The organism is Micromonospora echinospora (genome assembly GCF_014203425.1).
Lineage (GTDB): Bacteria > Actinomycetota > Actinomycetes > Mycobacteriales > Micromonosporaceae > Micromonospora > Micromonospora echinospora_A.
The window spans coordinates 2,303,149-2,324,673 of sequence record NZ_JACHJC010000001.1; the positions used below are offsets into that span (position 1 = coordinate 2,303,149).

The window sequence follows — 21,525 nt, forward strand, 5'->3', positions numbered from 1 at the left end:
GCGTCAGGCGCGGTCCCGGTGGCGGTCGGCGCTGGGCGGTCCGAGGATCACCGTGCGCACGTCGTCCTCCACCGCGGCGGTGCAGACGAAGACCAGTTCGTCGCCGGCCTCGATCGGGTCGTCCGGGGTGGGCACCAGCACCCGCTTGCCGCGCACGATCGCCACCAGCGCCGCGTCCCGGGGGATCGGCACCGCGTGGATCGGCTGCCCCACGTAGGGCGCGGTCGGCGGCAGGGTGATCTCGACCAGGTTCGCCTCGCCCTGCCGGAACGTCATCAGCCGGACCAGGTCGCCGACGGTGACCGCCTCCTCGACCAGCGCCGCCATCACGCGCGGCTTGCTGACCGCCACGTCGACGCCCCACTGGTCGGTGAACAGCCACTCGTTCTCCGCCCGGTTCACCCGGGCCACCACGCGCGGCACCGCGAACTCGGTCTTGGCCAGCAGCGACACCACGAGGTTGACCTTGTCGTCGCCGGTGGCCGCCACCACCACGTCGCACCCGGCCACGTTGGCCTCCTCCAGGCTGGCCAGCTCGCACGCGTCGGCGAGCACCCAGTCCGCGGCGGGCACCCGGTCGGGCCGCAGCATCCTGGGCTGCCGCTCGATCAGCATCACCTGGTGGCCGTTGTCGATCAGCTCCTGGGCGATCGAGCGGCCCACGTTGCCGGCGCCGGCGATGGCGATCCGCATGGCTCAGTGCCCCCCTTCCGGCGGCGCCGCCGCCACCGACGTGACCGAGCCGTTGATGTCGTCGGTCACCAGCATGAAGACCTGGTCGCCCTCCTGCACCACGGTGGAGGCGGTGGGCAGGGTGCCGATGCCGAACCGGTTCAGGTAGGCCACCCGGGCGCCGGCGGCCTGCTCCAGCTGCCGCAGCGGCCGGCCGATCCAGTCCTTGTGCACCGGCACCTCGATGATCGACACGGTGCTGGTCGGGTCGCGGAAGATCTCCACGTTGCCCTCGGGGACCAGGTGGCGCAGCATGCGGTCGGCCGTCCACCGGACGGTCGCCACGGTGGGGATGCCGAGCCGCTCGTAGACCTGCGCCCGGCGCTGGTCGTAGATGCGGGCCGCGACCCGGGACACGCCGAACGTCTCCCGCGCCAGCCGGGCCGAGATGATGTTGGAGTTGTCGCCGCTGGAGACCGCCGCGAACGCGTCGGCCCGCTCGATGCCGGCCTGGCGCAGCACCTCGCCGTCGAAGCCCGCGCCGGTCACCGTGATGCCGGCGAAGTCCGGCCCGAGGCGGCGGAACGCGTCCGCGTCCTGGTCGATCACCGCCACCGAGTGGCCGCGCGACTCCAGGCTGTGGGCCAGGGTCGACCCGACCCGGCCGCAGCCCATGATCACCACATGCACGGTGCCCGCTCCTCCCACGGCGCCGCCCGCCGACCCGTCGCCTGCGAGCCTGCCACGTCCCCCCACCGGACGGGGGACCGAACCGTACCGCGCGGGCGCGCACGCCGGAGATCGACCACCCCCGCGCCCGGCACCCGGTGGTCGTACGCTTTGCGGTTGTGGCCCGACCCACCTCGCTGCTGAAGCGACTCCTCCTCGGTCGACCGTTCCGGTCCGACCGCCTGCAGCACACGCTGCTGCCGAAGCGCATCGCGCTACCGGTCTTCGCCTCCGACGCGCTCTCCAGCGTGGCGTACGCGCCGGACGAGATCCTCCTGACGCTGTCCATCGCCGGCGCCTCGGCGTTCTTCTTCTCGCCGTGGGTCGCGCTCGCGGTGGTCGTCGTCATGCTCACCGTCGTCGCGAGCTACCGCCAGAACGTGCACGCCTACCCCTCCGGCGGCGGCGACTACGAGGTGGCCACCGTCAACCTGGGTCCCCGCGCCGGCCTCGCGGTGGCCAGCGCGCTGCTCGTCGACTACGTGCTCACCGTCGCCGTCTCGGTCTCCTCCGGGGTGGCGAACCTCGGCTCGGTGGTGCCGTTCGTGGCCACCCACAAGGTGCTCATCGCGGTCAGCGCGGTGGTGCTGCTCACCGCGATCAACCTGCGCGGCCTGCGCGAGTCCGGCACCGCCTTCGCCATCCCCACCTACGGCTTCGTGATCGTCATCGGCGGCATGCTGCTGACCGGCCTGGTCCGCGTCTTCGTGTTCGGCGACGACCTGCGCGCGCCGAGCGCCGGCCTGGAGATCCAGGCCGAGCACAGCGTCACCGGGTTCGCGCTGGTGTTCCTGCTGCTGCGGACGTTCTCCTCGGGCTGCGCGGCGCTCACCGGCGTGGAGGCGATCTCCAACGGCGTACCGGCGTTCAAATCCCCCAAGTCGAAGAACGCGGCGACCACGCTGCTGCTGCTCGGCGGCATCGCGGTGACCATGCTGGTCGGCATCATCTGGCTGTCCCGGCTCACCGGCCTGCAGTTCGTCGAGGACCCGCGTACGCAGATCGTCTCCGGCCCTGTCGACTACGTGCAGAAGACGGTGACCGTGCAGCTCGGGGAGACGGTGTTCGGCGGCGGCTCGGTGCTGCTCTACGTGGTCGCCGGGATGACCGCGCTGATCCTCTTCCTGGCCGCCAACACCGCCTTCAACGGCTTCCCGGTGCTCGGCTCGATCCTGGCGCAGGACCGCTACCTGCCGCGCCAGCTGCACACCCGCGGCGACCGGCTGGCGTTCTCCAACGGCATCCTCTTCCTCGCCGTCTTCGCGGTGGTGCTGATCATCGGCTTCCAGGCCGAGGTGACCAAGCTCATCCAGCTCTACATCGTCGGGGTGTTCGTCTCGTTCACGCTCTCCCAGGCCGGCATGATCCGGCACTGGAACCGGCACCTGCGCAACGAGCGGGATCCGGAGGCGCGCCGCCGGATGCTGCGCTCCCGGGCGATCAACACGTTCGGCATGGCGATGACCGCCGTGGTGCTGGTCATCGTGCTGGCCACCAAGTTCCTGCTGGGCGCCTGGATCGCGATCGTCGCGATGGCGGTGATGTACGTGGTGATGCTCGGCATCCGACGGCACTACGACCGGATCGCCGGGGAGCTGGAGCCGACCGAGCAGCGGGGCGTCCTGCCCGCCCGCAACCACGCCATCGTGCTGGTCAGCAAGCTGCACAAGCCCACGCTGCGGGCCGTGGCGTACGCGCGGGCGACCCGGCCGGACACGCTCACCGCGGTCACCGTGAACGTGGACGAGCAGGACACCCGGGACCTGCAGGCCGACTGGGAGCGGCGCGAGCTGCCCGTGCCGCTCACCGTGATCGACTCCCCGTACCGGGAGATCACCCGCCCGATCCTCGACTTCGTCGCGTCGGTGCGCCGCGAGTCGCCGCGCGACGTGGTCACCGTCTTCATTCCCGAGTACGTGGTGGGGCGCTGGTGGGAGAACCTGTTGCACAACCAGAGCGCGCTGCGGCTCAAGGGACGGCTGCTGTTCGAGCCGGGCGTGATGGTGACGAGCGTGCCCTGGCAGCTCGCCTCCACCGCCAGCAAGAACCTGGACCGGCTGGACGCCACGCTCAGCCGTACCCCGGCGCGCGGTCCCCGGGTGGCGCCGCAGAGCACGCTGCCGCCGCCGGTGGCGTCCACCCCGTCCGCCGAGCGGGAGGAGCGGCCGTGAGCGGCGACGAGCGTCCCGGTCCTGCGTCGTCCGGTTCTGTGCCGGCGGCGGAGCGGCCCGGGCTGGAGGAGGCCGAGCGGGTCGAGCTGACCGTCGACGCGGTCGCGCCCGGCGGGCACTGCGTGGCCCGGGTCGGCGGGCAGGTGGTCTTCGTCCGGCACGTGCTGCCCGGCGAGCGGGTGATCGCCGAGGTGACCGAGCTGCACCGGGGCTTCGCCCGCGCCGACGCGGTGGAGATCCTGGACGCCTCGCCGGACCGGGTGACGCCGCCGTGCCCGTACGCCCGGCCGGGCCGGTGCGGCGGCTGCGACCTCCAGCACGTCGCCCCGGCCGCCCAGCTCGGCTGGAAGCTCGCCGTGGTGCGCGAGCAGCTCACCCGGCTGGGCGGCCTCACCGCGGAGCAGATCGACGCGCTCGGCGTACGCGTCGAGGCGCTGCCCGGCGGGCCGCTGGGCTGGCGTTCCCGGGTCCGGTACGCGGTCGACGCGGCCGGCCGGGCCGGGCTGCTCAAGCACCGCTCGCACGAGGTGGTGCCGATCGACAGGTGCCTGATCGCGCACCCGGCGATCCAGGAGCTGCCGGTGCTCGCGCCGACCGGCGCCCGCTGGCCGGACGCCGACGCGGTGGAGACGGTCGCCAGCACCGGCGGGGACGTCGCCGTGGTCGCGTACACCGAGGGGGTTGCGACGGCGGTGAGCGGGCCGCAGCGGGTCCGGGAGACGGCGGCCGGGCGGTCCTTCACGCTGCCCGCCTCCGGGTTCTGGCAGGTGCACCCGGCGGCGGCGGACGCGCTGACCGGCGCGGTGCTCGACCTGCTCGACCCGCAGACCGGCGAGACGGCCTGGGACCTGTACGGCGGGGCCGGCCTGTTCGCCGCCGCGCTCGCCGGCCGGGTCGGCGGCGCCCGGGTGACGCTCGTCGAGTCGGCGCCGGACGGGGTGGCCGCGGCCCGGGAGAACCTGGCCGACCTGGCCGGCGTCGAGGTGGTCGCGGCGCGGGTGGAGAGCGCGCTGTCCCGGCGCCGGATCACCGGCCCGGTCGACCTGGTGGTGCTCGACCCGCCGCGCTCCGGCGCGGGCGCGCCGGTGGTCCGCGACGTGGCGGCCGCCGGGCCGCGCGCGGTGGCGTACGTGGCCTGCGACCCGGCCGCCTTCGCCCGGGACGTGCGCACGTTCACCGACGCGGGGTGGCGGCTGGCCGAGCTGCGCGGGTACGACCTGTTCCCGATGACCCAGCACGTGGAGCTGGTCGGCTTGTTCCTGCCCCCGCGGCGTTGAGCCCGTCCCCGGCCCCGCGCGTTAACAAGGGGCCCTTCTACTACCGGATCCGTTAAGAAGGGGCCCTTCCTTGCGCATCGTCGGGCTGATGTCGGGCACGTCCTACGACGGCGTGGACGTGGTGGCGGCCGAGTTCACCGCCGACGGCGACACGCTGCGGCTGCGGCCGCTCGGACACCGCGAACTCGCGTACCCGGACGACCTGCGGGCCGAGATCGGCGCCCTGCTGCCCCCGGCGGCCACCACCATCGAGGCGGTCTGCCGCCTGGACAACCGGCTCGGCGAGGTGTTCGCCGAGGCGGCGGCGGCCGGCGTCGAGCTGGCCGGGGGAGCGGCTGACGCGGTCGTGTCGCCCGGGCAGACGGTCTTCCACTGGGTCGAGGCGGGCCGGGTGCGCGGCACGCTCCAGCTCGGCGCGCCGGCCCGGGTGGCCGCCCGGGTGGGCGTACCGGTGCTGCACGACCTGCGCTCGGCGGACGTGGCGGCCGGCGGCCAGGGCGCGCCGCTGGTCCCGGCGTTCGACGCGCTGCTGCTCGACCCGGCCTCGTCCCCGCGCGCAGCGCGTGGCCCGGCCGGCACTGGCGCGCGGGCCGCTCTGAATTTAGGCGGCATCGCGAACCTCACAGTGGTCGCGCCCGGCGCGCCCGTCCTCGGGTACGACGTGGGCCCGGCCAACGCGCTGCTGGACGCCGCCGCCCGGCGCTTCCTGGACCGGCCCTGCGACGTCGACGGGGCGCGGGCCGCGGCGGGCCGGGTGCACGAGGCGCTGCTGGCCGGGCTGCTCGCCGAGCCGTACTACGCGGCGCCGCCGCCCAAGTCGACAGGCAAGGAGCTGTTCCACGGCGGCTACCTGGACGCGGCGCTGGCCGCGCTCGGCGAGCCGGTGGCCGCCGACGACGTGCTGGCCACGCTCACCGAGCTGACCGCCCGCACCGTGGCCGACGCCTGCGACAGGCACCGGGTGACCGAGGTGGTGGCCGCCGGCGGGGGAGTGCGCAATCCCACACTGCGGGCGCGGCTGGCCGCGCTGGGCGAGGGGCGCTGGCGGCTGCGCACCACCGACGAGCTGGGCGTGCCGGCTCAGGCGAAGGAGGCGTACGCGTTCGCGCTGCTGGGCTGGCTGTCCTGGCACGGCCTGCCGGGCGCGGTCCCGTCGGTGACCGGGGCGTCCCGGGCCGCCGTGCTGGGCTCGTGGACCCCGGCCGGCCCGTCCGCCGTCGCGCCGCGCCCAGCCGCGCCGCGCAGGCTGGTGGTGGACGCCTGACCTGGATCGATGCACGGCCAGGCTGCGGACTGTCGCACGGCCGATAGACTCTCCGGTCATGAGTGTTGAAGAGGGCACGGCCAACCACGGTCGGCTGCTGGGCACCGTCCGCGGCCCGCAGGACGTCAAGCGGATGACCGCCGAGCAGCTGGACATCCTCGCCGCCGAGATCCGTGACTTCCTGATCGCCAAGGTCTCCCGCACCGGCGGCCACGTCGGCCCCAACCTGGGTGTGGTCGAGCTGACCCTCGCCATGCACCGGGTCTTCGACTCCCCCCGCGACCGGCTCCTCTTCGACACCGGCCACCAGGCGTACGTACACAAGATCCTCACCGGCCGGCAGGAGGGCTTCGACAAGCTCCGCCAGCGCGGTGGCCTCTCCGGCTACCCCAGCCAGGCGGAGAGCGAGCACGACCTGATCGAGAACTCGCACGCCTCCACCGCCCTGTCGTACGCCGACGGCCTGGCCAAGGCGTACGCGCTGCGCGGCGAGAAGCGCTCGGTCGTGGCGATGGTCGGCGACGGCGCGCTCACCGGCGGCATGTGCTGGGAGGCGCTGAACAACATCGCGACCGCCGGCAACCCGCTGGTGATCGTCGTGAACGACAACGGGCGGTCCTACTCGCCGACCATCGGCGGCCTCGCCGACCACCTGTCGTCGCTGCGGCTCAACCCCGGCTACGAGAAGGTGCTCGACACCGTCAAGGACGCGCTCGGCAACACCCCGTTCGTCGGCAAACCGATGTACGAGGTGCTGCACGCGGTCAAGAAGGGCATCAAGGACGCGGTCGCCCCGCAGGCCATGTTCGAGGACCTCGGCATCAAGTACGTCGGCCCGGTCGACGGCCACGACGTGCCGGCGGTCGAGGCGGCGCTGCGCGCTGCGAAGAACTTCGGCGGCCCGGTGATCGTGCACGCGGTCACCCGCAAGGGTTACGGCTACCGTCCCGCCGAGGACGACGAGGCGGACTGCCTGCACGGCCCCGGCGCGTTCGACGCCGAGACCGGCAAGCTGCTCGCCGTGCCGTCGGTGAAGTGGACGAACGTCTTCGCCGACGAGCTGGTCGCGATCGCCGACGAGCGCCCCGACGTGGTCGGCATCACCGCCGCCATGGCCGAGCCCACCGGCATCGCCACGCTGGCCCGCAAGTACCCGGAGCGGGTGTACGACGTGGGCATCGCCGAGCAGCACGCGGCCACCTCGGCCGCCGGCCTGGCCATGGGCGGGCTGCACCCGGTGGTCGCGGTCTACGCCACGTTCCTCAACCGCGCGTTCGACCAGGTCCTGCTGGACGTGGCGATGCACAAGCTGCCCGTCACGTTCGTGCTGGACCGGGCCGGCATCACCGGCCCGGACGGGCCGAGCCACTATGGCATCTGGGACATGTCCGTCTTCGGCGTGGTGCCCGGCCTGCGGATCGCCGCGCCCCGCGACTCGGCCACGCTGCGCGAGGAGCTGCGTGAGGCGGTCGCCGTGGACGACGGTCCGACCATCCTGCGCTTCCCGACCGGCACCGTCGCCGCCGACCTGCCGGCCGTACGCCGGGTCGGCCCGGTCGACGTGCTTGCCGAGTCGGCGCGTACCGACGTGCTGCTGGTCGCGGTCGGCTCGTTCGCCGGCCTCGGCGTGGAGGTCGCCGCCCGCGTCGCCGAGCAGGGGTACGGCGTCACTGTGGTCGACCCGCGCTGGGTCCGCCCGGTGCCGGCCGAACTGGTCGAGCTGGCCGCCGGGCACCGGCTCGTGGTCACCGTGGAGGACGGCGTGCGCATCGGCGGCGTCGGCTCCGCGCTGGCGCAGGCGTTGCGCGACGCGGACGTCCGGGTGCCGGTCAAGGACCTGGGCGTACCGGCCGACTGGCACCCGCACGGCACCCGCGCCCAGATCCTGGCCGACCTGCGGCTGACCGCGCAGGACGTGGCGCGCGACGTCACCGGCTGGATCTCCGGCCTGGACGCCGCCCCGGTGGACCCCGCCGCAAACGGAGCCCGAGCCCAGAGCTGACCTGATCTCCACCCGCCCGGTTTCCGCGTCGATCTTGCACTTGCGGCCCTCCTGATGTCGGCTTCGCCCGATAAGGGGGCCGCAAGTGCAAGATCGCCGAGTCAGGGGGAGGCGGGGCGGCGGGGGGTTACGGGGTGGGGAGGGAGCGGTACCAGGTCTTTTCGGTGTCGGCCAGGCTGAACGTCTGCCTCTGGTCGGTGTGCTCCACGACCACCAGGCCGGGACGGTCCACCAGGCGAGTGGTGCCCGGCGGGGCGGAGAACGAGACGTCGCGCGTACGCCAGCTCAGCACCGCCAGCGGACGGCCGGGCATCGGCAGGTGGTACGCCTGCAGCGTGGTGGACCGGTCGGCGGGGGACACCACCGGCGTGCCGCCGCCGGCCGGCCGGTAGACCACCGCGGTCATCGTCCCGCTCGCACTGTCCCAGCTCAACTGCTCCAGCTCGCCCGGCTCCCCGTCGCCGAGCGCCACCGAACCGAGCGAACGGGTCGCGATCTTCGCCAGCGGCCAGGACTCCGGCGCGGAGCTGGGCGCCTCCCGGTCGCCGATGCGGCGCGGCACACTGCCGAACGGGCCCCGCTCACCCGCCAGCACGCAGGTGTCCAGCCCGGTCAGCGCGCGCTTCCCGGCGCCCGTCTCGTCGCGTACCAGGGGGTAGCGGGGCGCTTCGGTGGCCGTACCCAGGTCGAGGACGCGGTCCGTGGCCCGGCCGCGCGGCAGCGACGCCGTGGGCCGCAGCGCTGCGGTCAGCTCGACGGCCTGGCAGGCCGGCACGCGGATCGGCTCGGTGACGCCGTCGGTGCCGGCGACGGCCTTGCCGTCGGGGCCGAGCAGGCGCTCGACGCGGGCCGAGGTGAGATAGCGGCGGCCGTCCGGGTCCCGCACCGGCAGCACGTCGGAGTAGACCAGGTAGCCGGGATCGGTGTACTCGGTCGCCTGGACGACCCGCCAGCGCTGCCCGTCCCGGTCGAGTTGCAGCAGCCAGGAGGCGGCGTCACCGGGAACGTCGGCGGCGACCAGCGCCAGCGCGGAGCCGGCCACCTGACCGGAGAAGAGGATGCCGGAGGTGGGCACGTGCGCCCGATCGTCCACCGGGGAGCGCCACTCGCGTACCGCTGTGGTGATCGCGGCGGTCGCCGCCGCGTCCCCGGCCAGACTGCCGCGCGGCGGCCACACCGCGAGGGAGCCGTCCAGGCTGTCGTAGCCGACCCGCAGGTCCGCCGGCTTCCGGTCCGAGATCGGTCCGCAACCCGCCGTTACCAGCAGCAGAGCTGCCAGCGCGGTGCCCGTCGTAGCGCCTCGGCGGGCTGAAAGCACCCTGATCCCCTCGCCGGTCGTCGGTCGGAAGCCCACATGGTACGAGACGGCCGGTCGCCCGGCCGCGCCCGGCTCACCCTTTCGGCCAAGTGACCACTGCGGAACGTGACGGGCGATTCGGGTATCAATATCCGGCTCCGGTAGACTCCGCCGATTGTGACGCCTGCCGAGACCCGCGGCGCCTCGACGCCGGACGCCGCCGCCCCGACGGGCCACCGCTCCGTCACCCTGGACCCACCCCGGGTCACCGTCGCCGAGCCGGAGCCGGCGACCACGACACCTCCGGAAGCGCCGACCGAGCCCGAGGCGCCGGCCACGCCGGGCGCGCGGCGCGTGCGCCGGTGGCGGTGGACCCGCCGCCGGATCGACCTCACGGTGTACGGCGGATTCCTGCTCGCCGCGATCTGGGTGACCAGCGGCATCTGGGCCGACCCGGCCGGGCGGGTGGCCGCGCTCTACAGCAGCGACCCGGCGCAGGTGCAGTTCTTCCTGGCCCACTCGGTACGGGTGGTGCTGCACGGCGAGTTCCCGTTCTTCACCGAGCAGTTCAACTACCCCGACGGCGTCAACCTGATGGCGAACACCGCCATCCTGGCGCTCGGCATCCCGATGGTGCCGGTGACCCTCCTGTTCGGACCGGCGGTCTCCTTCGTCACGCTCGTCACGCTCGGCCTGGCCGGCACCGCCGCCGCCTGGTACCGGGTGCTCTCCCGGCACCTGATCCGGCACCGCCCGGCCGCCGCCGTGGCGGCCTGGTTCTGCGGGTTCTCGCCGGCCATGCTGTCGCACGCCAACTGGCACCCGAACATCATCAGCCAGTTCCTGCTGCCGTTCATCGTGTGGCGGGTGCTGGTGCTGACCCGCTCGACCCGGCCGGTGCGCGACGGCGTGCTGCTGGCGCTGCTGGTCACCGCGCAGGCGTTCATCAACGAGGAGATCCTGCTCTTCACCGCGCTGGCCCTGGGCGTGTTCCTGATCGCCGTGGTGGTGCAGCAGCGCGAGCGGTGGACGACCGCGTGGCGGCCGCTCGGCGCGGGGCTGGCGGTCTGCGCGACGCTGGCCGGGGCGCTGCTGGCGTACCCGCTGTGGGTGCAGTTCGCCGGCCCGATGGCGTACCACGGGCTCAGCGACGCGGTACGCGACTACGGCAACGACATCGCCGCGTACTTCGCCCCCGGCTCGCCCACGTTCGGCGGCAACGAGCGCGCCAACGTCAACCTCGCCCCGAACTACTCGGAGGAGAACGCGTTCTTCGGCTGGAGCCTGTCGCTGCTTGCCGTGGGCATCGTGATCTGGCTGCGGCGCGACGTGATCGTCCGGGCGCTGGCCGCGACCGGGCTGTTCTTCGCCGTGCTCTCCCTCGGCGAGCGGATCTCCTGGTGGGACCGGGAACTCGTCACCGGGCCGTGGGAGTTCCTGGTGCGGCTGCCGCTGCTGGACGCCGTGGTGCCCACCCGCTTCGGCCTGATCACCAGCGTGACGGTGGCGATCCTGCTCGCGTACGCGGTGCGCCGCGCCTGGGCGCTGCGGGGCGTGGACCGGCGGACCGCCCGCAAGCTCACCGCCGCCGGCCTGGTCTTCGCGCTGCTGCCGATCGCGCCGATGCCGTTGCGGGTCACCACCCGGGAGCCGGTGCCGGAGTTCATCACCGCCGACCGGTGGCGGCAGTACGTCGGGCCGGACCAGACGCTCGTGTCCGTGCCGGTGCCGGCGATGGGCAACACCGACCCGATGCGCTGGGCGGCGAGCACGAACCTCGAATTCAAGATCCCCGGCGGCTACTTCCTCGCGCCGCGCAACGGCGTCACAGGTGACCCGGGACGCTTCGGCGGGCGGCCCAGCGGCATCGGCGACATGCTGCGGGAGGTGTCGTCCACCGGCCGTACGCCGAAGCTGGACGACCGGCAGCGCCGCCGCTACCTGGACGAGTTGCGGCACTGGAACGCGGCGGTGGTGGTGCTGCCGCTGGCCGAGCAGAACGCCGAGCCGCTGCGCCGCACGGTGGAGCAACTGGTCGGGCCCGGGCGGCAGGAGCTGGACGTGTGGCTGTGGGACGTGCGGAAACTGACCAGCCGGCCCGCCTGACCCTCCCGGAGCGGCCCGCTCCCGCGCCCCGCCGCCGCCCCCGCCCGGTCGACGCGCTGGTGGTGGCCGGCTACCTCGCTCTCGCGGTGCTGCTCACCAGCGGCCAGTGGCGCCGCCCGGAACGGCTGTTCCACCAGGCCGGCGACCAGATCCTGTTCGAGTGGATGCTGGCCCGGGCCGCCCGCGCGGTGACCGGCGGCGAGAACCCGTTCCACAGCGCCGCGCTGAACGCCCCGGACGGGGTGAACCTGATGGCGAACACGTCGGTGCTCGGCCTGGGCGTGCCGCTCACCCCGGTCACCGTCGCGTTCGGCTCCCAGGCGGCGTTCCTCGTGGCCGTGACGATCAGCCTCGCCGGCACCGCCACCGCCTGGTACGCGCTGCTCGCCCGCCGGCTGGTCCGCTCCCGGGCCGCCGCCGCGGTGGGCGGCCTGTTCTGCGGCTTCGCCCCGGGCATGGTGGCGCAGGCCGGCGCCCACCTGCACATGGCCGCCCAGTTCCTGGTGCCGGTGATCCTCGCGCTGGTGTTCCGGCCGGCCACCGACCGGGTACGCCGCGACGGCGTGCTGCTCGGGCTGGCCGTCGCGTACCAGGTGTTCCTCGGCGAGGAGGTGCTCGTCTTCCTGGCGCTGGCCGCCGGGGCGCTGGCCGGGGCGTACGCGCTCGCCGACCGGTCCGCCGCGCGTCGGCTGGCGCCGGTGGTGGCCCGCCGGCTGGGCATCGGCGCGCTGGTGGCGGGCGTGCTGCTGGCGTACCCGCTGTGGTTCCAGTTCGCCGGGCCGGGCCACTACCGGGGGATGCCGTTCCACACCGAGGGCTACCGGCTGGACCTGGTCTCGTTCGTCGCCTCCGCCCGGCAGACAGTCGCCGGGGACGCCCGCCGCGCCGGGCTGCTGTCGCCGAACCCGACCGAGCAGAACTCGTTCTTCGGGCCGTTCCTGCCGCTGCTGGCGCTGCTCGTGGTGGTGCGGCTGTGGCGGCGGCCGCTGGTGCGCGCGCTCGCCGCGTGCGGCCTGCTGTTCGCGGCGCTGTCGCTCGGCGCCTCGGTGGTCGTCGACCGCGACGACACCGGGCTGCCCGGCCCGTACCGCCTGCTCGCCGGGGTGCCGCTGCTGGACCTGGTGGTGCCGGCGCGCTTCGCGCTGGTCTGCGTACCGGTGCTCGGGGTGCTGCTGGCGCTGGCCCTTGACCGGGTCCGGCGCGGCGCCGTCCGCACCTGGGCGCCGTGGGCCGGCGCGGTCGCCGCCGCGCTGTTGCCGCTGGCCCCGACCCCGATCCGCACGGTGCCGGCCCCGCCGGTCCCGGCCGTCGTGTCCGGTGGCGGCTGGCAGGCGTACGTGCCGGAGGGCCGGACGCTGGTGCCGGTGCCGCCGGTGACCGGGGCGGCGGTCAGCCCGGCCATGTTCTGGTCGGCGCGCACCGCGCTGGCGTTCGACGCGCCGGGCGGCTACTTCATCGGCCCGCGCTCGGCGGACGACCCGGCCGCCCGCTGGGGCGCGCCGGACCGGCCCACGTCGCTGCTGCTACGGCGGGCCGCCGAGACCGGCCAGGTGCCGCCGGTCGGCGACGCGGAACGCCGGCAGGCGGTCGCGGACCTGCGGCACTGGCGGGCGGCGGCGCTGGTGCAGTCGGACTCGTCGCCGGCCGACCCGGTACGCGCCACGGTGGACGCGCTGGTCGGCACCGGCCGGGACGTGCCCGGCGGGCACCTGTGGGACGTCCGGGCGCTCGCCGGCTGAGCGGGATGCCGCCTCAGACCCGGTCGCGCACGTCCCAGAGCCACACGTCGTCCACCCGCTGCGGCGGGCCGAGCAGCTCGGCCATCAGGTCGCGCAGCACCGCCTCGCGCGGCCCGGACCCGAGCACCACCACCGACGCCCGCCAGAAGCGCAGGTCGTCCACGGCCTGGCGGCGGTTCTCCTCGGTGATCTCCGGCACCACGTTCTTGTCCATCGTGGAGTAGATGAGCGTGCTGGTGGGGCGGTTCGGCGCGCCGAAGACGCCCTCGCCGCGCTCGTTCGGGCCGATGAAGTAGCCACCCGGGATCGGGAACTCGTGCCCGGTCAGCGCGCTCCAGCGCAGCGTGTGCAGCCCGTGCACGTTGCTCGGGATCGGCACCGGCACCAGCGTGCGGCCCTCCGGCACGTACGGCCGCCAGCCACCGGCGGTGATGAAACGCGGCGGCGGGTCGATGTCCTGCGCCGGCAGCGGGCGCGGGATCAGCGGCACCAGGGCGGCCACGATCGCGGCGTACCCGGCCAGCCGAAGCACCCGGCGGCGGGACGCGGCGCGGTCCGGGCGCGCGTCCGCCTCGTCGGCACGGCCGGTGTCGTCGGCGGCGGCGCGGGGGGCGGGCACCGGCGGACGGCCGGCGCCGGCCAGCGTGTCCCACGCCAGGGCGAGCAGCACACCCACGGCGGCCACCACGATCAGGCTCAACCGGGTCGGCATCATCATCTCGACCAGCGGCAGGTCGTCCGGGATGTACGCCCACGGACCGTCGACGTCGGTCTCCGCGCCGTTGAACCGCACCACCGGGCCGATCGAGGCGATCGTGAAGACGACCACCAGCACGGCCAGGATCCGGGCCGCAACCGACCGGCGGACCAGCAGCACCAGCGCGCCCAGCGCCACCAGCACCAGCGGCCAGCCGAACCAGGTGTTCTGCTCGGTCAGCCCGATGGTCTTCTCCACCGCCTCGTCACCGGCGATCGTGTCCCGCGCGAACGTGACGAAGGCCACCAGGTCCTCGCCCCAATTGTGGAAGACGCCGCCCTGCAACCCCCGGTACGACTGCGGCCCGTTGAACTGGAACCAGATCGGGTACGCGGTCAGCAGCAGCGCCAGCCCGCCGCCGAGGCCGAGCGCGGCCAGGAACGACCCGGCCCGCTCACGGGCCGCGCGCGGCCGCTGCACCACGTACGCCACCACGACGACCAGGCAGGCCAGCGCGGTGAGCAGCAGCATCTCCTCGTTGATGAAGACCTGGTACGCCACCAGCAGCCCGAGCGCCAGCCCGTTGCGCCGCCACCGCCCCGGCTCGCCCAGCCGCAGCACCCGCGCCACGATCAGCGGCAGCAGGAAGTTCGACACGAAGTTGGGCTGTCCGTTGGCGTGATGGACGATGCCCGGCGCGAAACCGAGGAACGCGCCACCGGCGAACGCGGCGGCCCGCGACCGGACCAGGTGCCGCGACAGCACCCAGTACGACGTGGCGGCGGTCGCGGACAGCGCCGCGCCCAGGTAGAGCGCGTACATCACCTGCGGGCCGAGCAGCAGGGTGAGCGGCGCCAGCGGCAGCGTCACCCCGAGCAGCGAGGTGTTCGCCATCATGTTCACCCCGTCCGGCGCGTTCTGCCGGGTGGTGAACAGCGGGTTCTCCAGGTGCTGCACCGAGTACGCGCCGTGCGCGAACAGCCACTCGAACCAGCTGTGGTCGGTGGGCAGGTGCGAGGAGACCCGGTGCTCCACGTCGCCCCAGTAGTTGAGGCAGACGAGAACGCCGAGCAGCACATAGGCTCCGATGGCCAGCAGATCGGCGCGGGCCGGCCGGCGACGGGCACGGCGCGGCGGATCGGCCACGACGGCGTCCGCCTCGACGGACGAGGGGTTCAACGAGGGGTCCACCACGGGCACGGCCACGACGCGCCATCGTACAGGCGGATTGTGGCAATGCCTGTCACGGCCGGACGGCGGCCCGGCGCGCGGGAGAGGATGGTCGTGACCGTCATCGATCTGGGGGAGTTGCGCCACGACGCTCCGCCCCCGGCGACCCCCCGCCCGCCGCGCAGCGTCGGCCGGCCGGCCCGCACCCTGGCGCTCCTGCTGCTGGCGCTGCTCACGCTCACCGCCGCCGCGCCGCCGCGCCGCCCGGCGGAGTGGACGCTGCCCGGCGGCCTGGGCTCGGCCGTGTTCGTCTCCGGCGACGTGGTGTACGTGGTGCGGCCGAACCGCGGTGACGGGCGGGAACTCGTCGCGTACCGCGGAGAACGGGAACTGTGGCGCAGTCCGCTGCCCGGAGCCGGCACCGCCGTGTCGGTGTGGCAGCAGGACGGCCGGGTGATGGTGACCGGCCCGACCGGCGACGACACCGACTGGGAGACGGTGACGTACGACGCGGCGACCGGCGCGGACGCCTGGCGCCGGCGCGGCGTCGCGTTCGCGGTCGGCCGGGTGCTGCTGTCGCAGTCCGCCGCATCCGACCCCAGCCCGTCGATCACCCGGGTCGACCCGGCCGACGGAAGTACGATGTGGACGATGCCCTCGACGGGCATGCTGGGGCTCGACTACGGCTCCGGAGCGGAACGCATGGTGTTGTCCCCGGTGACCGGGCAGACGGTGGTCGTGGACGCGCGCACCGGCGCGCGGGTCGCGGCCCGGGACCTGCACCCGGTGCGACCGTCCGCCCCGCGCCACGTGCTGACCGTGGCCGGGCTGCTGCTGGAGATCCGCGACGCCGGCGGGACCGTCGAGGCGTACGACCTGGACACGCTGCGACCGCGCTGGACCGTCGAGCAGAAGCTCGTCGACTACGTCGACAACTGCGGCGCCTTGCTCTGCGCCGTCCGCCCGGACGGCGGGATGACAGCGCTCGACCCGGCGACCGGCGCCGTGCGCTGGAGCGTGGACCGGTGGGCGGGCGTCGTGGCGGTGCGCGGCGACCGGCTGCTCGTCGGCGACACCGCCGGCGCCGGCGGCCTGGCGGTGCTCGGCCAGACCGACGGGCATCTGATCGCCGAGCTGGGCGACTGGACCCTGGCCCCGCAGCACGAGTCCGGCGGCCCGCCGCTGGCCACCCGGCCGCTGGGCGGCGGTCGGCAACTCCTGGCCGAGATGAACCTGTCCGGCGATCCGCCCTCGATCAGGGGAGTGATCACCGGCACCGACTGCACGACCAGCGTGACGCTGCTGGTCTGCCGCAGGCCCACAGGTGACTTCCTGGTGCGGCGGCTGCCGTGAGCCCGGTGATCGAACTGGGCGAGATGCGGCACGGAGAGTCCGCCGACGAGCCGGCCCCCGCGCCGCCCCGCCGGCCGCCCGGCCCGACGGCCCGGGTGGCGCTGCTCGGCGTACTGGTGCTGCTCGTCGTGACAGCTGCCGCCGGGCCGGCCCGCCGGCCCGAACCGATCCGGTTGCCCGCCCCGCAGGGCGCGGCGTTCGTGGTCCTGCCCGACCGGGTGGTGGTGGCCGACGGCCCGGGCGCGATCGGCCGGGGCGGGCGGGTGGTCGCCGCGTACCGGCTGCCCGGCGGGGACCCGGCGTGGCGGTTCGCGCTGACCGACGGCGACCACGTGCTCGGCCTCACCGCCGTGGCCGGGGGACTGCTGGTGACGAGCAGCCCGGCCGGGGACGGCGACTCGGTGTCGGCGATGCTCGACCCGGCGACCGGCACGCTGCGCTGGCGGCATCCCGGCTACCCGGTCCCGACCGCCTCCGGCGGCCTGCTGCTGGAGAACCCCCGCCCGCCCGGCGCGGGCACCGTACGGGCCGTGGACCCGGGCTCCGGCGCGGTGCGATGGACGCTGCCCGTACCGGGCCAGGAGGTGGGGTACCGGCGCGACGACCACGGCGTGACACAGCTCGTGCTGGTCACCCCGCAGGGCCGGGTGACCGTATACGACGCGGACTCCGGCACGGTCGCGCACACCGGCCGGGTGGCGCCCGCGGCCGGCCGTGCCGCCTACCGGTACGCCCAGGTCGTGGCCGATCTCCTGCTCGTCGAGGACGCCCGGGGCTCGGTCACCGGGTACGGGCTGGACCGGCTCGACGAGCGGTGGAGTCTGCCGGTCGGCTCCCGCGCCGGACTCTGGTTCGCCGACTGCGCCGGGATGGTGTGCCTGCGCAACCAGGTGGGCGGCGCGCAGGCCCTCGACCCGGCCACCGGCCGCCCGGCCTGGACCGACGAGCGGTGGCTCGGGATGGGACCGGTCGGCGACCGGCTGATCGCCGCCGAGCGCGGGGTCGGGGAGGAGCTGGAACTGTCGGCGCTGGACCCGCCGACCGGCCGCGTGCTGGCCCGGCTCGGTCGCTGGCGCGTCTCCGGCAACGACCTCCCGTCCGGGTCGCTGCTCGGGCTGCGCACGCTCACCGGGAACCGGACGCTCGTCGGCGCGCTGGACGTGGCGGCCGGGCAGGTGCGGATCCGGGGGATCCTGCCCGGCGCCTGGTCCGAGTGCGCGGACACGGGTACGCAGCTGGTGTGCCTGCGCCCGACCGGCGGCATGGCGATCTGGCCGGTCGGCCGCTGATCACCAGTTGGCCTGCGGCGGTGGCGGCGGCATCGGCGTCGACTCCGGACGCAGCACGTACGCGATGCCGCCGCTGCCCGCCTGCCAGGCGTGCTCGAACGGCGCGCGCGGCACGGTGCGGCGGACCCGCTCGTCGTCCGGCGCGTACGGATCGTTGAGTACCGGGTCGCCGTCGGCGGTGAAGCCGGCCAGCACGATGAGGTGCCCCCGTGTGTCGTAGTCCAGCCCCGGCACCTGCCCGGCGGTGAACGCGGCCGAGACGATCAGCGGGATGCCGGCGGCCACGAACAGTTCCGCCTCGGCCAGCGAGCGCAGCCGGGTGACGAACGCGTCCACCCCGTGCGTCGCCGCGTACGCGGTGTTGAACGGCCAGTTGCCCGCCCCCGCGTACGCGTGGTCGTAGCAGTGCCGGGCGGCGTGCACCACGCGCGGGCGCGGGCCGGGCGGCGTCACCCAGGCGTACCGGTCCGGGGTGGGTCCCGCGCCCCAGAAGTCGAGCACCATCGACACGCAGGTGGGACTGCACCAGGAGTCACCGCCACCGCCCCAGCGCGTCTCCCCGGTGGCGTGCAGCCGCTGCGTGTAGCGCGGCACGTCCAGCACCCGCCCTCGCGGCCCGCCCGGCAGGGCTGAACCCACGCCGGCGTCGGCCGGGGATGAGGGCGGGTCGGTGGAGGCGACCACGCCGACCGTGCGCAGCACCGGACCGTCCGCCACGTCGAGGCGGCGCAGCAGCGTCACCCGCACCTGCCAGCCGGTCACCGTCGCGCCGGTCACCCGCAGCGTGTCGGCGGCCACCCGCGCCCGGTCGTCCTCCTGCCCGGGTACGGACGCCCGGTGCACCGCGCTGTCGTCGGCGGCCCAGATGCCCAGCTCGTACCAGCCGGTGGAAGCCGCGTCGCCGGCCCAGCCGCGTAGCTGCACACGCAGCCAGCAGCCGGGCGGGGTGTGCGCGGTCCAGGAGGGCACCAGCTCGGCGGCGGCGAAGCCGAGCGGCGTCACCGGGGACGTCCAGCTCCCGACGGCGTACTCGGCGGTGGTCCCGGAGTGCGGGTCGGTGTGTGTCAGGCTGCCGGGCGCGCCGTCGAGCGCCAGCCCGTCCGGCCCGGCGGCGAGCCCGTCGGCGCGGCCCACGTCCCGGTCCGCCGGGAATCGGAACCGGCGGTACGCGATGTCGCGGCCGGGCATCAGGATGCCGCCCGGCGTGGACCGGGTCCCGGGACCGTGCGGTTGTCGATCATTGCCGCCGAGCATCGCGTACCCGAAGGTTTTGTGCAACGGCGGCGGGTGCAGGCGGACCTGGGCGCCGCGCCGGCTGGTTGCCACCGACGGCAGCCGCGGCGGGGGTGCGTCGACCCGACGGTTCGCCTGACGGGTCGCGCTGTCACCGAAGGTAACTGTGACGCAAGCTCGCAGGGTCTACCCCTTGGCGACTTTGCTCTGCAGCCACCGACGCATCGGTGACTCGCGGCAACGTCTGCGTATCTGGCTGCAGAGCAAAGTCGACGGAAGGACATCGGCGGCCCCGGCGACCGATTTGATGTCTCTGCAGGTCAAGGACTTATAGCTCGGCAGTCGTTTCGTTTGGAAGAGCATGCGCCAGTAACAGTGCGTGACACAGCGCTGCATCGGTGCTGATGTGACGGAGCGTCACGAGACTTGGTCGAAGTGGGCAGGGAGACCCGGCGGACGGCGGGTGGATCAGCCGGCCCGCGCCGCCGGGCGCCGCTCCTCCAGCGACACCCCTTGGCCGGCGGCACTAGGTTGGCAGAGGTCACGAGGCGGGAGGGCCGGGATGCGGGTACTGGTGGTGGAGGACGAGCGCAACCTCGCCGACGCGATCGCGCGTGGGCTGCGCAAGCGCGGGATGGCGGTGGACGTCGCCTACGACGGCGACGCAGGCCACGAGGCGGCGTTCGTCACCCGGTACGACGTGGTGATCCTTGACCGCGACCTGCCGGGCGTGCACGGCGACCGGATCTGCGCCGACCTGGCCGCCTCCGGCGCGCTGACCCGGGTGCTGATGCTCACCGCGAGCGGCACCGTCGCCGACCGGGTGGAGGGTCTGCAGCTCGGCGCCGACGACTACCTGGCGAAGCCGTTCGCGTTCGACGAGCTGGTGGCGCGGGTGCAGGCGCTGGGCCGCCGGGCCACCCCGGCCGCGCCTCCGGTGCTGGAGGTGGCCGACCTGGTGCTCGATCCGGCCCGGCGGGTGGTCAGCCGTGGTGGAGTGCCGCTCGATCTCACCAACAAGGAGTTCGGCGTGCTCGCCGAACTACTAAAGGCACGCGGCGCGGTGGTGTCCAGCGAGGAGCTGCTGGAACGGGTCTGGGACGCCAACACCGACCCGTTCACCACGATCGTCCGGGTCACCGTGATGACGCTGCGCAAGAAGCTGGGCGATCCGCCGCTCATCGACACGGTGGTCGGGGCGGGCTACCGGATCGGCCGCACGCAGTGAGCGTGGGCACCCGGCGGGTGCGGCCGACGCTGCGGCTGCGGCTGACCCTGCTCAACGGCGTCCTGCTGGTCGGAGCCGGGGCGATCCTGGTGCTGCTGGCCTGGCTGCTGGTCCGCGACGCGCTGCGCCCCACCGACGAACTGCTGCCCGGCACCACAGTGGTGCTCACCGACGGCCGCACCCTCGACGCCGGACAGTGGCAGCGGCAACTGGTCGACGCGGCGTCACAGGAACTGCTGGTCAAGGGACTGCTCGCGCTCGTGGCGATCAGCGTGGTCGGGGTGGCCGGGGCGTACCTGGTGGCCGGCCGGGCGCTGCGCCCGCTGCACCAGGTGACCGCCACCGCGCGCCGGCTCGGCGAGGCCACGCTCGACGAGCGGATCGGCTGGTCCGGCGCCGACGACGAGGTGGCCGAGCTGGCCGAGACGTTCGACGCGATGCTGGACCGGATCAGCGGCGCGTTCGAGGCGCAGAAACGGTTCGTCGCGAACGCCTCGCACGAGCTGCGCACGCCGCTCGCGGTGATGCGTACCGAAATCGACGTGACGCTGAGCGACGACGACGCCGACCTCGCCGAGTACCGCCGCATGGCCGCGGTGGTACGGGACGCCTCGGAGCGGGCCAACGGCCTGGTCGACGCGCTGCTGGTGCTGGCCCGCAGCGAGGCCCAGAGCGGCCGGCGGCTGGCCCGGCGCGCGGAGTCGGATCTCGCCGTCGGCACCGCCAACGCGCTCTCCGCGGTGTCCCGGGAGGTCGAGCGGATCGGCCTGAAGGTGCACACGTCGCTGCGTCCGGCGCCGGTGGTCGGTGACCCGGGGCTGCTCGACCGGCTGGCCGGCAACCTGGTGGAGAACGCGGTCCGCTACAACCACCTGCACGGGCGGATCTGGGTGCGCACCGGCACCGACGGGCAGCGGTCCTGGCTGGTGGTGGGGAACACCGGCTTCGAGGTCGCCCCGGCCGACGTACCCGGGTTGTTCGAGCCGTTCCGGCGCGGCGGCCAGGAACGCACCGGTGCTCGCGGCTCCGGGCTCGGCCTGTCGATCGTGCGGGCCGTCTGCGACGCGCACGGCGGCACGGTGAAGGCGGTCGCCCAGCCCGGCGGCGGCCTGGAGGTGACCGTCACGCTTCCGTCGGCCGACCCGCCCGCGGCCACCTGACCGCCCATCCCGACCCGTCCGGCCGGTGAGACGACCTCATCTTTTCGTGCGGACGGCCTCGGCTGTCCTGGCCGGACCCGGCGGTGGTCGGTCCCGACGGCCCGGTGACCGGGCAGAATGCGCCGCTCACGCTGGACC

General features: G+C 74.4%; 14 protein-coding genes and 1 pseudogene. 10 read left to right on the forward strand and 5 right to left on the reverse strand.

All coding sequences use genetic code 11. The features are described from left to right. Positions 1–3 precede the first annotated feature (3 nt). Positions 4–693 carry a potassium channel family protein gene (locus FHU28_RS11000; protein WP_184683402.1) on the reverse strand — a complete coding sequence of 230 codons (690 nt, stop codon included), beginning with the start codon at positions 691–693 and terminating at the stop codon, positions 4–6. 3 nt (positions 694–696) lie between these two features. Beyond that, the gene (locus FHU28_RS11005; protein ID WP_184683404.1) at positions 697–1,362 is read right to left on the reverse strand and encodes a potassium channel family protein; all 666 of its coding nucleotides are present in this window, start codon (positions 1,360–1,362) and stop codon (positions 697–699) included. 158 nt (positions 1,363–1,520) lie between these two features. On the opposite strand from FHU28_RS11005, the gene FHU28_RS11010 reads away from it, so the two are divergent. The 4 genes from FHU28_RS11010 to dxs all read left to right on the forward strand — a co-directional run bounded on the left by FHU28_RS11010 (position 1,521) and on the right by dxs (position 8,115). After that, positions 1,521–3,572 (forward strand): APC family permease, encoded by a 2,052-nt coding sequence (locus FHU28_RS11010; RefSeq protein WP_184683406.1) that lies wholly within the window; start codon positions 1,521–1,523, stop codon positions 3,570–3,572. A 38-nt stretch (positions 3,573–3,610) separates the two neighbouring features. After that, positions 3,611–4,849: a class I SAM-dependent RNA methyltransferase gene (locus FHU28_RS11015; protein WP_184689432.1), complete on the forward strand. Its 1,239-nt coding sequence runs from the start codon at positions 3,611–3,613 to the stop codon at positions 4,847–4,849. A gap of 70 nt (positions 4,850–4,919) precedes the next feature. Further along, entirely contained in the window at positions 4,920–6,113 is a 1,194-nt protein-coding gene (locus tag FHU28_RS11020; protein ID WP_184683407.1) for an anhydro-N-acetylmuramic acid kinase, read from the forward strand. A gap of 58 nt (positions 6,114–6,171) precedes the next feature. Next, on the forward strand, positions 6,172–8,115 hold the full coding sequence (dxs, locus tag FHU28_RS11025) for a 1-deoxy-D-xylulose-5-phosphate synthase (RefSeq protein WP_184683409.1): 1,944 nt from the start codon (positions 6,172–6,174) through the stop codon (positions 8,113–8,115). A gap of 127 nt (positions 8,116–8,242) precedes the next feature. On the opposite strand, the gene FHU28_RS11030 is transcribed toward dxs, so the two are convergent. After that, entirely contained in the window at positions 8,243–9,433 is a 1,191-nt protein-coding gene (locus FHU28_RS11030; RefSeq protein ID WP_184683410.1) for a hypothetical protein, read from the reverse strand. Between the two features lie 333 nt (positions 9,434–9,766). Between FHU28_RS11030 and FHU28_RS11035 the strand changes: the two are divergent. Both FHU28_RS11035 and FHU28_RS11040 read left to right on the forward strand, forming a co-directional pair. Beyond that, positions 9,767–11,515: pseudogene (locus FHU28_RS11035) on the forward strand (DUF6311 domain-containing protein); the annotation flags it as partial. After that, positions 11,476–13,257, forward strand: a complete 1,782-nt coding sequence (locus tag FHU28_RS11040; RefSeq protein ID WP_184683414.1) for a DUF6311 domain-containing protein — start codon at positions 11,476–11,478, stop codon at positions 13,255–13,257. The pseudogene FHU28_RS11035 and the gene FHU28_RS11040, both read left to right, overlap by 40 nt. 13 nt (positions 13,258–13,270) lie before the next feature. Here the strand turns inward: FHU28_RS11040 and FHU28_RS11045 are convergent, their stop codons facing one another. Then, positions 13,271–15,145: a DUF6311 domain-containing protein gene (locus FHU28_RS11045; protein ID WP_184689434.1), complete on the reverse strand. Its 1,875-nt coding sequence runs from the start codon at positions 15,143–15,145 to the stop codon at positions 13,271–13,273. A gap of 93 nt (positions 15,146–15,238) precedes the next feature. On the opposite strand from FHU28_RS11045, the gene FHU28_RS11050 reads away from it, so the two are divergent. Both FHU28_RS11050 and FHU28_RS11055 read left to right on the forward strand, forming a co-directional pair. Beyond that, a complete protein-coding gene (locus tag FHU28_RS11050) occupies positions 15,239–16,477 on the forward strand; it encodes an outer membrane protein assembly factor BamB family protein (RefSeq protein WP_184683416.1) in 1,239 nt (412 codons plus the stop codon). Between the two features lie 5 nt (positions 16,478–16,482). After that, positions 16,483–17,766 carry an outer membrane protein assembly factor BamB family protein gene (locus tag FHU28_RS11055; protein WP_311773564.1) on the forward strand — a complete coding sequence of 428 codons (1,284 nt, stop codon included), beginning with the start codon at positions 16,483–16,485 and terminating at the stop codon, positions 17,764–17,766. On the opposite strand, the gene FHU28_RS11060 is transcribed toward FHU28_RS11055, so the two are convergent. Then, positions 17,767–19,092, reverse strand: coding sequence for a peptidase C39 family protein (locus tag FHU28_RS11060; RefSeq protein WP_311773565.1), 1,326 nt, complete (start codon positions 19,090–19,092; stop codon positions 17,767–17,769). A 469-nt stretch (positions 19,093–19,561) separates the two neighbouring features. On the opposite strand from FHU28_RS11060, the gene FHU28_RS11065 reads away from it, so the two are divergent. Further along, the gene (locus FHU28_RS11065; RefSeq protein ID WP_030503001.1) at positions 19,562–20,227 is read left to right on the forward strand and encodes a response regulator transcription factor; all 666 of its coding nucleotides are present in this window, start codon (positions 19,562–19,564) and stop codon (positions 20,225–20,227) included. Positions 20,228–20,229: 2 nt separating this feature from the next. Beyond that, positions 20,230–21,387, forward strand: a complete 1,158-nt coding sequence (locus tag FHU28_RS11070) for a sensor histidine kinase (protein WP_184683420.1) — start codon at positions 20,230–20,232, stop codon at positions 21,385–21,387. Positions 21,388–21,525 lie beyond the last annotated feature (138 nt).